This is a genomic window from Nostoc sp. C057, assembly GCF_013393925.1.
Taxonomy (GTDB): Bacteria; Cyanobacteriota; Cyanobacteriia; order Cyanobacteriales; family Nostocaceae; genus Nostoc; species Nostoc muscorum_A.
Genome location: NZ_CP040282.1, coordinates 111,743 through 125,845, shown reverse-complemented (window position 1 = coordinate 125,845; position 14,103 = coordinate 111,743). Strand labels below are relative to the sequence as shown.

Genomic DNA, 14,103 nt, shown 5'->3' with positions numbered 1-14,103 from the left:
TGACACGTGAACATGAGCAATACAGGGCGTAAAAAAAAGCTGGCATCTTTTAACTGTGACCAAAGGAAGTGGGAGCAGTTTATCGCCTGTTGCAACTCGAAAGGCACAACAGCAACAGCCACGCTGCTCGAATTTATCGATCTCTACTTAGGCGATTCACAAGATAATATTGATACAACAGGTGGTAACGATTTAGACGAACGCCTAGACTCAAAGATTAAGGCAAGTGTTGAGAAGTACTTAGTTAAAAGTGATAATAATAACAGCAGTTCAACCAGTGAAACGATAAGAGCTATTTGCGAAAGACTTGATAAGTTGGAGTCAGAGTTTTCAAATGAATCTAATAGCAACCAAGCCACAGGAATTGATAATCTCGCCAATTTAGAACAAAAAGTGGAGAAGATGTATGCCCGAATGACACAGTTGGCTGAGGCGATCATTAAAATTCAAGACTATCTCAACAACCAACAAAAGCGGGGACAGAAATCGTACTACAATAATTCATCCTTCAAAGTGCATACTCCCCGAATGCAACCGTTAACTGAAGAAGGTTTAGCCAAGAGACTTGGTGTAAGTGAAGAAAGTGTACGCAAGGAGCGAATTAATCTTCCCCCACCGCTTTTTGTAGCATGGTGTAAGGGCAAAGATAGAGCAGGGTTGGGGTGGGAATTTAACGAAAATACGGGATTATATCAGCCGGCAAGTTAGTATTAACTGTAACAAGCGATTGGGCGTTTTTTTGCGGTCTTGAGGAGTTTTACGGCGTGCATGGTCTGCTAAAAAAAACCTGCCTTACGGTCATATTGAATGGCGCACTCTAAAGCAGGAATGTAAAAATCAGTGATGGTGTTGTGGGTGTTGCTGGTGTAACTAATTTTCCAAGAATATTCACGCAGGTTTTTCAACTTTCTAACCAGTTATCTAATTTTAAGTTGGGAATATTAATAAAATCTTTGATATTGTTAGTAACAAGAATATCGTCACGAGAACGAGCTACAGCAGCAATCAAAGCATCAAATTCTCCGGTTGGTTTCCCAATTTTTCTGAGTTCGCTTTGAATCTTGCCAAATTCGATAGCTTCTTCTATTCCAAATGGTTCTACTGGTAGTAATTCAGTAAACTGCGCTAATATATCTAGATTTTTGGCCATCTGTTGAGAACAATAAACGCCTTTATATAGTTCTGCAACTACAATGATAGAGAGATAGCATTGGCTGAAAAAGCGATTAAATTTAGTAACAGCTTGGAGATTTTCGTTCAGCAGTGCAATGCAAATATTGGTATCTAGCAGATACATTAGCCTAAATCCTGATTATCAAGTGAGTCTATGGTTCTGCCTTTATAAGCATGGCGCTGTTGGTCAATCTCTGTAAATATTTCTCCTAATTCCGGTTGGTTCTTCCAAACCCCAAATAATTGATTGAGTCTAGCTAGTCTCTCCTCGTTTGTTAATAGTGGTTGTGGTTCTATAATTTGATTGGCAATAAATTCTACGTCTATGATTATCTCTGTCCCATCTGGAATATTATTAAGTTGTTCTAGAATTTCAATATTTTGACCACGTTTTATCCCTCTAACCTTCATATTTGATTATCTCCTGTAATTATTAGTTGACGGTTAACAGTTGTCTGTTAACGGTGAACAGCCCCCAATCATCAATCTCTAGATTAAAACTCATTTGTCCATAATTTAAGGATAGCTCAGGTTGCACATAAGACACTTTCGCTTTGATTTCATCCATAGCCAACCACAAATCTAATAACGCTTTTTCTTCAGTCAGGCGTTTCTTTTCATCACCAATGCGTGGAATTACTTTTAACGCTACTTCAAATATCCGCATAAATAAGTAGCTTTATCAACATAGGGAAAACCATCATCAAGCGGTAGGCTATCACTTGCCCCAAGGAGATTTCCAACGACTGGATGCCCTGAACTTGATTATCTTGGATGCGATCGCCTAATTCATTAAATACCGGATCAACAGAATACCCAACTGAATTCTGACTCCTGACTCCTGAATTATGTTCGATAATTAATCGTTTCTACTTGTTGAGCAACTCTAAGTCCCAGGTATAAAAACCAATCTGCTCAGGAACCCTAGTGAATCGCCCTGTGCGATGACCCCGTGATAACTCATTCAATACCTTGTTTTTCACTTCTCTAATCTCAGTCGCAGTGAGTTCGCCATAGATTCCGTTGGTAATTTCTGAAACGCTGAAAACTTTACCCGAATTATTTTCTAGAAAAGTTGTTAGTGCATCAATTAAAAACTGACCCTGAAATTCTTCGAGCATTGGTATGTCTTTGGGCTGGGGCGGCAAAACTTGTTTCTTATTTTTGCCTTTGACTCTGGTGGACGAATTTCTAGTCTCAGGTTTTGGTAGCAAAGTTAAAGAGAGAGTATAACATCCCGGTTCTCCTGGGACACTGAACCATTTGTTAGTTTCCTTACCATGAGTCAGGGATGATTGAACTCTGCTTTTGATGACCTTGAAGGCATCCGGTTCTAACTCCCCATAGAGCATTTTGACAATAAAATCGATGTGAACAATTGTGCCAATGTGTTCTGCCAAAACCTGTTCAATAGCTTCCGGGCGAGACAGGGATTGGAAAATAGGCAGCATGGCCGTCTCGGTTCCATAGAGCGCTCGCTGTTGAGTTGATGTTTCTATCGGTGGCTCTAGGAGTACTGGAGTATCTGTAGCTGCATCAGATTCTTCACCTGACCAAGCTTGTATAAGTGTGAATATATTTTGTTGAGTGGAGTCAAGCAATTGTGTTGCGACTGTTGATGTATCCTGTGAATCGTCTAATAAAGGATGGGTAATAGGTTCAACATCATCATTAACAGATTCCTCACTTAAGAATAAGAAGAAGTTTTTTCCTTTTTCAGAGGTGAATTCTTCATTATCATTATCTACCTCCTCAGTCAAAGACCAGTTAGATAATAGAGCTTCTACATGAGTGAGATTGGCTTTGGCTAGGGAATATAATTTTTCGTACTCTTCTACAAGAGGTGCGTAGTAATCTTGCAATGCTAATAATGACTCGATTGCTTTTTGGGGAGGCTCTAAAGGAAAGGGGCTATTCATCAAGTTTGAAATTAACTAAACTTTGCGACACTCGTATAGTTATGAAACAACATCGAGTGAATTGGAAAGGAATTGACAGTTTCACACCTATTGTAAAGTATTTGAGTAAGTTGAAGCTTCGCTTTGTTTTTCATATTGTCAAAGCGATTCATGCTATAGACTTCTTGGCATTTGTGGGGAAAGGGGAAGGTGGGGCCTGGGGATAAGGAGCGGGTGTAAAGGAGAAAGGATAGAATTTTCCCTTTCCCTTGCCTTTAACTAATAATAAAACCCTCACTTTCTTAGGAGGGTTGTAGTAGAGCTACAAGTGAGAATTGGCAATTAGTTAGAGGTTCTGCACTGAGCAATAATTTCCATAGCTCTTCTTTGATGTTCAGGGATGGAGTTGAGGGCAGATATAAGTAATTCCCGCAGAATCTCAGACTGATTTCTTCCAACCACCTGTGAATAGAGCTTTAAATCACTCACATATTTTGGTTCTACGCGAAGTGTAACACTGGCAGAATTATGTTTATTTGACTTGGAACGCATAATTTGACTCCCCTTCTAATATGCTTTTACAAGTATGGGTGTAATCGCATAACCTGAGAATAAAGTAATATTGTAATAATATCATAAAAACATTATAGAAGTTAGAATATTTAGCTTAAAAATCGATAAATCAGCATAATATGTCAAAAGTAAGAGACAAGTTATCTATGAAGAATTCCAAAAAGAAAAAAGCTTCTCTACCAGTTTATCTAGATGAGTTTGAACGTAAAAGATTAGAGAAAATCGCCTCTGATTGGGGTACAAGTCTATCAACCACAATCAAAAGGCTGATTAGAGAGAGAGAAATTAATTATTGAGTAAGCTCATCAATGAATAACTGAATAAAGTAGGACGATAATCTTTGAATTCTGTCTTACATTCTGTGAAAAAAGTTCACAAAAAAGCTTGTTAAGTTTGTCTCAAGCTTTATTTGATGTGATAGTATGATGCAGTTACTAACAGTAGAAAGAAAATAAATATGGGGAGTATTTATCTCAAACAAATTCTGCTTTAGTGTTGCAACTTGGCACTGCTATTTTTTGGCAATCGTTAATATTAAGTAGCGATTGTAGATGCGTAATGTCAAAAGTTATTTGATTCTGACAAATGTATTCTTCTCTTAAGTTTCGAGGTAACACAATTAGACTTATCTGACTATTTATGAGAAACAAAGGAGCGATTGTTTTGGTAAGTAATACAAAGGAACGTGGTTCACGCCAAAGAGCTAAAACTAAGAATCAGGTGATTGCCAAGCTGATTGGCAAGGTAGGTTTGAAATACCAATATCAGATATATGCGGTTGGTACAACTTTGATTGTTGCGAGTCAAACAAGACCAGCAGAAGCATTTGGTTTGTTTAACCCAGCACAAATAGCAATGACGTGTATGTTTAGTGGAGCATCGGCTCAAGGAAATGCACTAATAAATGGCCAGGGCGAACGCACGGGATTTCTGAAACCCTTGCTGGGCAAGGATCTTGATGAAAAAATAGGCTAAATTAAAAAACGCCAAAACCCTTGCTATTAAAGGATTCTTATACTTTAGATGCGTTTGCCCTGAATAAATGGCTTACCAGGAGTGATAAACGCAGCGATAACAGTGATGTTATTCATTTATTTCGTGTCATCAGGAGTGAAGGTCGCCAATGCATTAGGTGACGGGCAAGAAGTAACGCAAATGGTTCAGCAACCAGTAGGGATATTCTTTATAACTCTAGTGTTATTCATTGCTCAAAACATTCTGTTTGCGAATGTTACAGCAGCTTGCAACTAAAAGACAACAACTTCTGGAAGCGTCGAGCAGAAAGGGGTGCCAATTTCTGCTCATTTGTTTAATTTTAATAACTAATGATGAGTCATAGAGAAATCAAACAAGTCAATCAATCGTTAGGAAAGAGCGCACCGATTGGAATCTTTACAGGATTTCAGTTTGCTGTAGTGATTCCATTATTTGGTCTAGGTTTCTTTTTAGCTTTTGCATTGGGATTAAATCTAGCTTGGAGTATATTGATAGGTTGCTGGTTAAGTGCAACAGCATTAGCTTTATCAGGGAAAAAACCTCATTTATTTTGGTCAAAGATTTATCCAATTGTGCCTGTATGGTCGAGAGGGTATACGAGATACTTAACACCACAACAAAAACAAAGGATTGGAGCGAAGAAAATTTATAGTCCGTGGAAATGATGAAGATTAGTTATTCTCAAACCAACACGAAAGTAAGTCCATTTGAGGACTGGCTAGATTTGACAACTTTTGTAAAACTCAAAAGGGGTGGTTATAGTATTGGTGCTTACTTGCTGAGTAAAAAACTTCTCAGCGACACGAATAATACATTACAACTAGTATTTGGATATAGTTGCACAGGAATTCATCCATTATTTAATTCGAGTGAAGAAGTAGAAGCAATAGCCAAAGCTTTTGAAAATGGGTGCAAAGAGATAGGGCTAGGGGAGAAATTTACATTTCGCTGGAGTTCGTTTTGCGATGATAGTAATGCAAAAGAGTGTTTCTATAGGCGATTGCAAAATCCTGTATCAGATGAGAGCGAGTTTCTGGACTGGGGGCAGTTAGGGAGAATTCAGGAATTGACACGTTTGCGTCAGAGGAAAAATATAACTCTTAGCGTCTACACGACTTTCACTATAGTACCAGGGGGAACAGAGAGCGGCGACCCGATAGACCGAGCATTGGTAAAGCTAGCAGATTTTCTGACAAGACGATTTACACCCACAGGGGCGACGGAAGTTACGAAAAAGAACTTAAAAAGGATATTAGAAAAAGCGATAGATGTTTCACAAAGACATCTACAGATATTAACAGAGATGGGTTTTGACCCAAAGCCAAAAAGTGCAGAGCAACTATGGAAAGAGTTAAGTAAGTGTGTGGGAGCAAAGATTGTAAAAATCCCGCATACTTTAGTATTTGATTCATTGGGACTGAGGGAGGAATTTAACGAAACCCCAGCAACAAATAAATCATATATAGATCAAGCTCATGCGACATCAGTATTGATGAATAATGGTATACCTTTCGCAGATAGAAAGTGGGTATGTCTGCCTGATGTTGAGGGCGGTAAAAAATATGTCGGCGTGATGGTTTTGTCGCAAAAACCAGAAGTATTCGCATCAACAGAAGCACAAATAAGGTTTCTGTGGAATATATTTGCACGAGAGCCAATTTCGGATGTGGAAGTGATTACCGAAATCAGTCCTGCCGACCAGAAACTAACCCGATTGGCGCAACAAATGATTACCCGGAGAGCGCGAAATGCAGAAATCAGCGCTCAAAAGAAAACAATTGACGTAGCTTCACAAATAAATGTTGAGTGGAGTGTAACAGCCCAAAAGCAATTGTACACAGGGGACACACCAGAAACATTAGGGTTAGTAGTGTTAATTTATCGGGATACACCTGAAGAAATTGACGATACTTGTAGATTGATTTCTGGGTATATTAACCAACCAGCAGAACTAATTCGAGAAACGCAATATGCTTGGCTGATTTGGCTGCAAACATTGGGAGCCAAAATGGAACAGTTATTATCACGCCCTTATAATCGTCGATTAACATTTTTTGCGAGTGAAGTGTTGGGATTGACCAGCACAGTACAAATTGCCAAGGCTGATAATCAGGGTTTTGAATTAATCGCAGATCAAGGTCATTCCCCGGTACATCTAGACTTGTCGATAACCAAGAATATGATGATTCTAGGAACGACAGGCTCGGGAAAATCTGTTTTGGTTGCCACAATCATAGCAGAATGCTTGGCAAAAGGAATGTCAGTTTTGATTATTGACTTACCCAATGATGATGGAACGGGGACATTTGGAGATTTCACCCCATACCACAACGGGTTTTACTTTAATATCGCCAAAGAATCAAACAATCTTGTCCAGCCTCTTGATTTATCAGCAATTCCAGAGTGGGATGTAGAGGGGAGAAAAGAAAGAATAAAGCTCCATAGAAATGATGTGAATCTGATTATCTTGCAGTTGGTTTTGGGTTCACAAAAATTCGATGGGTTTTTGGCACAAACAATTGAGTCGCTGATTCCACTAGGCACAAAAGCGTTTTATGAACATCCAGACATCCAACGTCGTTTTGAGTTAGCACGAATCAGCCAAATTGGAACGCCAGAGTGGGATAATACGCCAACTCTAGTAGATATGGAGCAATTTTTCTCAACAGAATATATTGATTTGGGTTATGAAGATGAGAATGTTGAGAAAGGGCTTAATTATATTCGTTTGCGTTTGAAATACTGGAAAGCAAGCGCGATTGGGGATGCGATTTGCAAACCTTCCACCTTCCAAACAGATTCTAAGTTAATTACTTTTGCGCTAACCAATCTGCAATCAGATAAAGATGCAGAAGTATTTGGGATGAGTGCATATATGGCGGCTTCCAGGCAATCACTATCTTCACCTAATAGTGTGTTTTTCATGGATGAAGCCAGTGTCTTACTGAGGTTTTCTGCATTATCCCGATTAGTAGGTAGAAAATGTGCAACGGCTCGGAAATCTGGTAGCCGAATTATCCTTGCAGCCCAGGATGTAATTTCCATTGCCAAATCTGAGGCGGGAGAACAGATTCTACAAAATATGCCCATAAGGTTGATTGGGCGGTTGGTTTCCGGGGCGGCGAAAAGCTTTACTGATATCCTTTCGATTCCTCACTCAATTATTGAGAAGAATGAGCTATTTCGGCCTAATCTTCAGCAAATGTACACAACATGGTTGCTGGATTACAACCGGACTTACATTCGTTGCCGTTATTATCCCTCCTACGTGATGTTGGCACTAGTTGCCAACAGCAGAGAGGAGCAGGCAACGCGCAATCGCTTTCAAGCTCAATATCCGAACAAGTTTGAATGGGTGTCGGAGTTTTCTAAGTATTATGTGAAGTGCATCAAACAGGGACAGTCATTATGAAAAGTCTAATTGCTTTTGCAATTCAACAAAAAATTCTTTTGGCAATTTTAGGTATAGGAGTCGCCAGCTTAAGTTTTCAAATGTGGAAGTATCAAGATGAGCAATATCAAAAATTATTGGCTAATCAAAAAGTCCTTTGTGAAAAATCTTTAAAAGATGCTGATGACTTGATTTTCAAAAGTCGAACTCTCTATTCAGCTTTCAATTCAGGAAATGGTCGTCATGCTATTCCTAAAGATAAAATTCAGCAGCCAGGGATTAACACACAGTTGCAAAAGAAATCTTATGTATTAATTAGAAGTAAAAAGCATCCTTTGATTCCAAGTAATACTCCACATTATAAAAGTACTTACTTTGAAAGTTATTCCAAACCACCAGGAGGAGAAACAAATGTTGATGCAATTGTGATTGCCGAGCCTTTGAACGATTTTGAAGCTCTTGTTACTAGTCCCTGCTCACCAAAACCTTTTGCTGTATCTTTTGAGGATCTATATGAAATCACACAAAAGCATGATTTTACGCCCAATGGTAATTTATCTTGGCGTTAGTTCTCTCTTAACTGCGACGATATTGATTGGCGATAGTTGTAATCAAGCTTGGGGATTAGAATTACCATTTTTGACTCAATTTCAGCAAGTTTATACGAGCTTAAAAAGCCGAATATCAAGCTATGAAACTGAGTTGAACCAAGCTTTAGGGCAAGGTTATGGAGAAATAAATGCTGAAATAACTCGACAACTCGGGGAGGCAGTTGATTCTACAATTGGGTCTTTGGGAATTCCAGACCCCCTAGAATCAGGTGAAAAAATCAAAGAAGTTATTCGCTCACAAAATCCAGATATGACTCAGCCCAATTCTAATACTCAAGCTGAGAATGCAGAGTTGTCATGGCATCGTCAATATACTCTAGGTCAATCTCAATCAACTTTAGGAGTTGATGGACAACGAGTACAGGCACAAGAGGCTGATTTAACTAATATTGCATTAACTACTTCTTCAACTAACGCTGACAACGCGCAGTCAGACATCGTAACTCAAGATATTCTCAAAAAAATGGCAACTCAAAATCTACAGAATGTTGTCATTTTCAAAGCAATACATGGAGAGACTCAAAAACAAACACGAGCCTTAGCAGCAGCTAATGTCAATTTGGTTGACATCTCGAAAAATATTTCGTCACAATCCCGTAAAGAAGATGCACAAAGTCGATCTGTGGCTATGCAATTGTTGGAGGCTGGTGCTTATAACGACGCTTTCTGGGAGAGACAATGAGAAATAGGGAAAAGGGGAAAGGGAAACACATATTTAATGGGTGTGGGTTTCAAATATGGACGTGACTAATCGCACTGCGGGTATTATCTTGTTTAATACTATGTTTTCAAATACTTGTTCTATATTTTATAAATAAGTGAGCAACTTAACAGTTGCAAAATCTACCTCTTTTGCTTTCGCTCCTCCTTTCTGTTAAAAGCATTTTCAAAATGAGGTTTAACAATGTATCTTCTTTGTCTAACTAATTTAATTCCTTTTATTCTTGCTCAAACGAATGGAAATGAGGCTGATAAAAATCTACCAACTGATGCTGGGACTATTGTACAAGGCGCAATAAATGGTTCGGAGATTTTTGTTTCGGCATTTGATAATGACTGGAAACTATTTGCGAGTGGTCAAAACCCCGTTTATATCGCTATTGTTAATGTCTCGATGCTGGCGGCGGTAGTTTTAGTAAGTTTTTGGTCATTGCAATGGTACGAGCAAATAATGTCAGAGGGCTTTTCGAGTGGAGTTGTCAAAGAAATGGCTTTCCCAATGATAGTAATTCTGATGCTCAACAATAATGGAGCAATGCTTGCGACTACCTCCTTGGCATTCAGAAATGTTTCAAATAAGTTAAACTCTACTGTATTGACTGTTACAAGAAATGGTATAACCCTCAAAGAAGCTATTCGGAGTGTTAATACAGATCAAACTTTTATTCTCGCTGCGAAGACGGCAATGGCAGAATGTGAAAAACTGGCTGATGTCGAAATAGATAAAGATGGAAATCAAATTACTCCGAAGAAAGATTGTAAAAATAAGGTAGCTCAAGAAATTGACACTCAAGCATCAGAGTATAAACAAAAGAAAAGGATTCAAGGGCAAAATAATTGGAACCCTTTAGATGTAGCTGGAGGAGCAGTCAATACAATTGTTCAGGGACTATCTTATATAATTTTTAGTGGTTTATCGGCAGCTTTTCAGTTTCTCGTTCAGTTTTCTTTTCTTTTGACAGCTTATGTGGCACCGATATTCTTAGTATTATCTATGCTGCCGATAGGAGCCAAACCCATTTTTGCTTGGCTTTCGGGGTGGTTAGCACTAACATTAATCCTTATGTCTTACTCAATTATTGTTGGTGTAGCTGCTAGTTCTATAGTTAATTCCCCGTCAAACAATCCACTACTTCTACAGTTAATAGAGGCAATATTTTCACCCATACTTGCAGTAGCAATTGGAACAGGTGGAGGAATGGCTCTGTTTTCTGGCTTTACCAGTGCAGCCAAGTTTGTAGTGATGCCAAGAAGAGATTAAAACAAGTCGCAAGTCGCAAGTTGCAATGGGCTAACGCCCCGCTCCGCTAACGCAAGTAAGTTTTGTGACGGGGATTTAAACCCCGACTGAAATGGGTGCTACATCTAGATTGCAGGTTCTGAAATCCTTTAATTTACGATAATGTTTGAGAAGTAGGAGAATGGAATGCAATTATTAGAAAAAAAAGAAATAAACTTCACTCCCATATTTTTGATGGGGAATGCGGTTTTACTTATTGTTCTACTTTTAATTCAAATAATTAATTTTGCTCGGATTGGGAAAGTTGCAGATTCCAAAACACCGACTTTAGTTGAACTAAATGATGGGTCTTCGATACGAGTGTCCCCTATTGCCAACAACGAACGCTCACCACAAGCGATTACCTACTTTGTGGGACAGACAATGACGGGGCTATTAAGCTGGACTGGAATTCCAAAGTCTGATGACTCTAACTCCGACCCAACTAAAAAAGCGGTACTAGATGCTGGTGTACAAGTAGGGGAGAAAAAAATCACGACGAATGTATGGGTTATAGGATTTGCATTATCTGAAGATTTTCGAGGTAATTTCTTAGAGGAATTAGGCAATCTGACACCAGTTGACATTTTCAACGGCACGACGCAATCAGTTTTGGCCGTGCGGTATTTCTCGGAACCCCAGAAATTGGCATCAGGTCACTGGTCAATTGATATGGTAGCCAATCTCATAGTCTTTCAGGGTAGTAATCAAGTTGGGAAAGCGATCGCATTTAATAAAACTGTATTTGTCAGAGCAATTGATACACCAAGTCCTCCGTCTAACTCATCCTCCATTCAACGAATCGCATATAGCGTTCGCAAAGCGGGATTAGAAATTTATAAGATCCAAGATTTAGAAATCGGGAAGTAATCAAATGGCAGTCACAGATGTACTATCTATTGAAGAAAATGACGCAATAGATGCGTTAGAGGAATCAGTTTTGGCAACTCCCAAAGTCCCCCAGGATAAAAAAAGTTTTGCAGCGATGAATGGCGTAACTTTTGAAATTGAGTTCTCAGATCGAGAAGAAGCAAATGAACCTCAAACGCGCCCACAACCAGAAGAGATTGTAACCACTCGCGTCATTTCTCAGCATCCCTTACTCAAAGCTGGGGTAATCGGGAGTGGAATTTTTCTACTGATTGCAGTGGCAGGTGGGATGATAAATACTTCTATGGATGCTTTAAGCAATTCCAGCACAGTCAAACCGGAAGCGATAAAGCAAGGGGTATCTGGCAACGCTCAAGATTTAGAATCACAATCAGAAAATCCTGGCAAGATTAAGACGGCACTAGCGATTACTTCCCAAAAACCGGAATTAGAAAGTCTTCGTAATACTTCAAGAAGCAAAGCCCCAGTTAAGGAAGAAAACACCATTGTAAAAAGTAGTCCTGTAACTGCATCAACTAGTTCCCCACCAATAGTTTCACCACCAACCCAACGACAGTACACCTCTATTAGTCCATCTCAACCAATAGTTATTCCTCCGAATCCCACTATATTTAGAGAACCTCTAGCAACAAAGTCTTTCTCCACCCTTTCGCCTAGACCGCGACCTCAATCCATAGCTTTAGTTTCATCATCAAGCAATAAACCAAACCTAGATCCAATGCAACAATGGTTGGCTGTTTCTAATGTTGGTAGTTTCAGCGCTAATAATACTGATACTACGGCTGAAGAACCAATTAGTATCCAAGGGCTATCAGGTGGCACTGGTAGACCTAATGTGACAGTAAAAACTTCAAGTAATGAGTCACAAAACATTGATTATAATGCTAGACGTGTGATAGTAGGAACTCGGATACAGGGCAAAATAGAAACCCCAATTGCAATAAGTGCTGGCAATGCAAATCAAGTTCAAAAATATCTGATTAGACTAACCTCAGTATTAAAAGCATCAGATGGCAGTGAGGTTTTACCCGTAGATTCTTATCTGGTTGTTGTGCCGAATGGCTCAAATAGTGGCGAATATATTCAAATGTCTGCCATCGCAGCTTTAATTAATGTTGATGGTCAGACATTAGAAAAGACTATACCGGAGAATTCCATTATTATTCTCAATAAGAATGGAGAAACTCTCAGGGGGCAATCACGTCAAGGCAGTAGTTTGGGTAGCGATTTCATGACAGCAGTAATTGCTGGAATATCAAAAGCTGCTGAAGTAGAAAATAATCCCAACAGCCAAACTACTATAAGTTCATCTGGATTTTCGACTAGTACCGTGAGTAATGACAATAAAAATTTATTAGCTGGGTTTGCTCAAGGAAGTTTTAGCCAAGTACTACAATCAATCCAGTCATCAAATACTCAACAAATACAATCTTTACAGTCAGATGGCAAAGTGTTTGTAGTGCCAGCCCAGACAACTGTTCAGATATTCGTAAATCAAACGATTTCTCTATGAAAAGTAGCTTGCACTTACCTATTTTATTGAGTAAAAGTATATTAATTACCGAAGAAAGGCAGAGGGCAGAAGGCAGAGGGCAGAAGGAAGAAAATATAAATTTTGCCCTCTGCCTTCATGGTTTAAAGCCCCTAAATTTATTTATGGGGTTTCCCTTCTGCCTTCTGCCTCCTGCCTTCTGCCTTCTCAATTTATTCGTTCTGAGTCCGATTCAAGTTTTAGCTGGTAGTGGAGCTAGAATAGTTTATCAAAGAGAAGCCCAAGGGATTAATTCGGCAGGAATTGAGTTGAAAGTTTGGCGGGGATATGGCTTAACAATTAACTTCATTCCGACTGGTGAAACGATTAAACAAGTCTGGATTGGAGATCCCACTCGTATCTCTTTTACTTCAAATGGAAGCTTATGCCAAAAAACTGATAATTCTTCGTCAAATGATTCGACTTCTAACTGTGGTCAAGCCAATGCAACAGTTATTTTTCTACGTCAAATCAAACCAATAAGTTTCCCCAATATGACCAATAGCATTGATGGCAGTACCCAAATTACCGTGATTACTAGTGGTTCGGATGGGCAGAAACAATATCAGTTTAAATTAATTCCTGCAACAGGGCAACCATCATATACCAGTTTGGTGATTAAGCCGGACGTTCTGAGACCACTGCCGGTAATCAGAACGAAACCGCAAATCGTGCCAACAGTTAGAGAAAACAAAATGCCTGTGACAACTACAGCGCCACCGCAAGAAAGAGTGGCTGCTGTTACACCTGTAAAAACTACAAACTCTATAATATCCCCTGGTATTCCCCAAGCAAGAAATGATGCTAATGCCCTTGTTTACGGATTAGCGAACGCTGGGCGCAATGGTCAGATCAAGCCTGGATCTGCGACATGGAATAAAGTTCAAGATGCAATTAAATTGCTCCGACTTGGTAAGAGTAGAGAAATAGCTATCTCCCACTCTGGTATTTCAGAAGAAATTTTTAATCAGTTAATCGAGTGGGGGCAGAGATAATGAACAAGTATAGGCATGAATCATATAGAAAAGGGCAAAAGTAAT

The 14,103-nt window shown here is 39.2% G+C and carries 15 protein-coding genes and 1 pseudogene; 11 read left to right on the top strand and 5 right to left on the bottom strand.

Annotation, left to right across the window (positions count from 1 at the left end; translation table 11 throughout):
- The first annotated feature begins 12 nt into the window (after window positions 1-12).
- Window positions 13-708: a hypothetical protein gene (locus tag FD724_RS32245; RefSeq protein WP_179075799.1), complete on the top strand. Its 696-nt coding sequence runs from the start codon at window positions 13-15 to the stop codon at window positions 706-708.
- A gap of 193 nt (window positions 709-901) precedes the next feature.
- Here FD724_RS32245 and FD724_RS32240 read toward each other — a convergent pair whose 3' ends face one another.
- The 5 genes and pseudogenes from FD724_RS32240 to FD724_RS32220 form a co-directional block, all read right to left on the bottom strand.
- The gene (locus FD724_RS32240) at window positions 902-1,297 is read right to left on the bottom strand and encodes a type II toxin-antitoxin system VapC family toxin (protein WP_179075798.1); all 396 of its coding nucleotides are present in this window, start codon (window positions 1,295-1,297) and stop codon (window positions 902-904) included.
- Window positions 1,297-1,584 (bottom strand): hypothetical protein, encoded by a 288-nt coding sequence (locus FD724_RS32235; protein WP_114083957.1) that lies wholly within the window; start codon window positions 1,582-1,584, stop codon window positions 1,297-1,299. The genes FD724_RS32240 and FD724_RS32235 overlap by 1 nt, the downstream gene beginning before the upstream one ends.
- 22 nt (window positions 1,585-1,606) lie before the next feature.
- Window positions 1,607-1,846, bottom strand: a pseudogene (locus FD724_RS32230) (hypothetical protein); the annotation flags it as partial.
- Window positions 1,847-2,042: 196 nt separating this feature from the next.
- A complete protein-coding gene (locus FD724_RS32225; RefSeq protein ID WP_179075797.1) occupies window positions 2,043-3,092 on the bottom strand; it encodes a hypothetical protein in 1,050 nt (349 codons plus the stop codon).
- Window positions 3,093-3,413: 321 nt separating this feature from the next.
- Window positions 3,414-3,623 carry a hypothetical protein gene (locus FD724_RS32220; RefSeq protein ID WP_147262545.1) on the bottom strand — a complete coding sequence of 70 codons (210 nt, stop codon included), beginning with the start codon at window positions 3,621-3,623 and terminating at the stop codon, window positions 3,414-3,416.
- A gap of 167 nt (window positions 3,624-3,790) precedes the next feature.
- On the opposite strand from FD724_RS32220, the gene FD724_RS32215 reads away from it, so the two are divergent.
- The 10 genes from FD724_RS32215 (at window position 3,791) to FD724_RS32175 (ending at window position 14,058) form a co-directional block, all read left to right on the top strand.
- Window positions 3,791-3,940, top strand: a complete 150-nt coding sequence (locus FD724_RS32215) for a ribbon-helix-helix protein, CopG family (RefSeq protein ID WP_179075796.1) — start codon at window positions 3,791-3,793, stop codon at window positions 3,938-3,940.
- 343 nt (window positions 3,941-4,283) lie between these two features.
- Entirely contained in the window at window positions 4,284-4,619 is a 336-nt protein-coding gene (locus tag FD724_RS32210; RefSeq protein ID WP_179075795.1) for a hypothetical protein, read from the top strand.
- Window positions 4,620-4,969: 350 nt separating this feature from the next.
- Window positions 4,970-5,305 carry a hypothetical protein gene (locus FD724_RS41245; protein WP_190938608.1) on the top strand — a complete coding sequence of 112 codons (336 nt, stop codon included), beginning with the start codon at window positions 4,970-4,972 and terminating at the stop codon, window positions 5,303-5,305.
- Window positions 5,302-8,052 (top strand): helicase HerA domain-containing protein, encoded by a 2,751-nt coding sequence (locus FD724_RS41765; RefSeq protein ID WP_306297108.1) that lies wholly within the window; start codon window positions 5,302-5,304, stop codon window positions 8,050-8,052. Before FD724_RS41245 ends, FD724_RS41765 begins: the two co-directional genes overlap by 4 nt.
- Entirely contained in the window at window positions 8,049-8,600 is a 552-nt protein-coding gene (locus tag FD724_RS32200) for a hypothetical protein (RefSeq protein WP_179075794.1), read from the top strand. Before FD724_RS41765 ends, FD724_RS32200 begins: the two co-directional genes overlap by 4 nt.
- A complete protein-coding gene (locus FD724_RS41235) occupies window positions 8,545-9,324 on the top strand; it encodes a hypothetical protein (RefSeq protein WP_256874651.1) in 780 nt (259 codons plus the stop codon). Before FD724_RS32200 ends, FD724_RS41235 begins: the two co-directional genes overlap by 56 nt.
- Window positions 9,325-9,546: 222 nt before the next feature.
- A complete protein-coding gene (locus FD724_RS32190; protein WP_256874650.1) occupies window positions 9,547-10,623 on the top strand; it encodes a hypothetical protein in 1,077 nt (358 codons plus the stop codon).
- Between the two features lie 165 nt (window positions 10,624-10,788).
- A complete protein-coding gene (locus tag FD724_RS32185) occupies window positions 10,789-11,511 on the top strand; it encodes a hypothetical protein (protein WP_179075793.1) in 723 nt (240 codons plus the stop codon).
- Window positions 11,512-11,515: 4 nt separating this feature from the next.
- Entirely contained in the window at window positions 11,516-13,045 is a 1,530-nt protein-coding gene (locus FD724_RS32180; RefSeq protein WP_179075792.1) for a hypothetical protein, read from the top strand.
- Window positions 13,042-14,058: a hypothetical protein gene (locus tag FD724_RS32175; protein ID WP_179075791.1), complete on the top strand. Its 1,017-nt coding sequence runs from the start codon at window positions 13,042-13,044 to the stop codon at window positions 14,056-14,058. Before FD724_RS32180 ends, FD724_RS32175 begins: the two co-directional genes overlap by 4 nt.
- Window positions 14,059-14,103: the final 45 nt, after the last annotated feature.

Coding starts and splice junctions, on each gene's coding strand:
- FD724_RS32245 (WP_179075799.1), top strand. CDS start 13: ATGAGCAATACAGGGCGTAAAAAAAAGCTGGCATCTTTTAACTGTGAC.
- FD724_RS32240 (WP_179075798.1), bottom strand. CDS start 1,297: ATGTATCTGCTAGATACCAATATTTGCATTGCACTGCTGAACGAAAAT.
- FD724_RS32235 (WP_114083957.1), bottom strand. CDS start 1,584: ATGAAGGTTAGAGGGATAAAACGTGGTCAAAATATTGAAATTCTAGAA.
- FD724_RS32225 (WP_179075797.1), bottom strand. CDS start 3,092: ATGAATAGCCCCTTTCCTTTAGAGCCTCCCCAAAAAGCAATCGAGTCA.
- FD724_RS32220 (WP_147262545.1), bottom strand. CDS start 3,623: ATGCGTTCCAAGTCAAATAAACATAATTCTGCCAGTGTTACACTTCGC.
- FD724_RS32215 (WP_179075796.1), top strand. CDS start 3,791: ATGAAGAATTCCAAAAAGAAAAAAGCTTCTCTACCAGTTTATCTAGAT.
- FD724_RS32210 (WP_179075795.1), top strand. CDS start 4,284: ATGAGAAACAAAGGAGCGATTGTTTTGGTAAGTAATACAAAGGAACGT.
- FD724_RS41245 (WP_190938608.1), top strand. CDS start 4,970: ATGATGAGTCATAGAGAAATCAAACAAGTCAATCAATCGTTAGGAAAG.
- FD724_RS41765 (WP_306297108.1), top strand. CDS start 5,302: ATGATGAAGATTAGTTATTCTCAAACCAACACGAAAGTAAGTCCATTT.
- FD724_RS32200 (WP_179075794.1), top strand. CDS start 8,049: ATGAAAAGTCTAATTGCTTTTGCAATTCAACAAAAAATTCTTTTGGCA.
- FD724_RS41235 (WP_256874651.1), top strand. CDS start 8,545: ATGAAATCACACAAAAGCATGATTTTACGCCCAATGGTAATTTATCTT.
- FD724_RS32190 (WP_256874650.1), top strand. CDS start 9,547: ATGTATCTTCTTTGTCTAACTAATTTAATTCCTTTTATTCTTGCTCAA.
- FD724_RS32185 (WP_179075793.1), top strand. CDS start 10,789: ATGCAATTATTAGAAAAAAAAGAAATAAACTTCACTCCCATATTTTTG.
- FD724_RS32180 (WP_179075792.1), top strand. CDS start 11,516: ATGGCAGTCACAGATGTACTATCTATTGAAGAAAATGACGCAATAGAT.
- FD724_RS32175 (WP_179075791.1), top strand. CDS start 13,042: ATGAAAAGTAGCTTGCACTTACCTATTTTATTGAGTAAAAGTATATTA.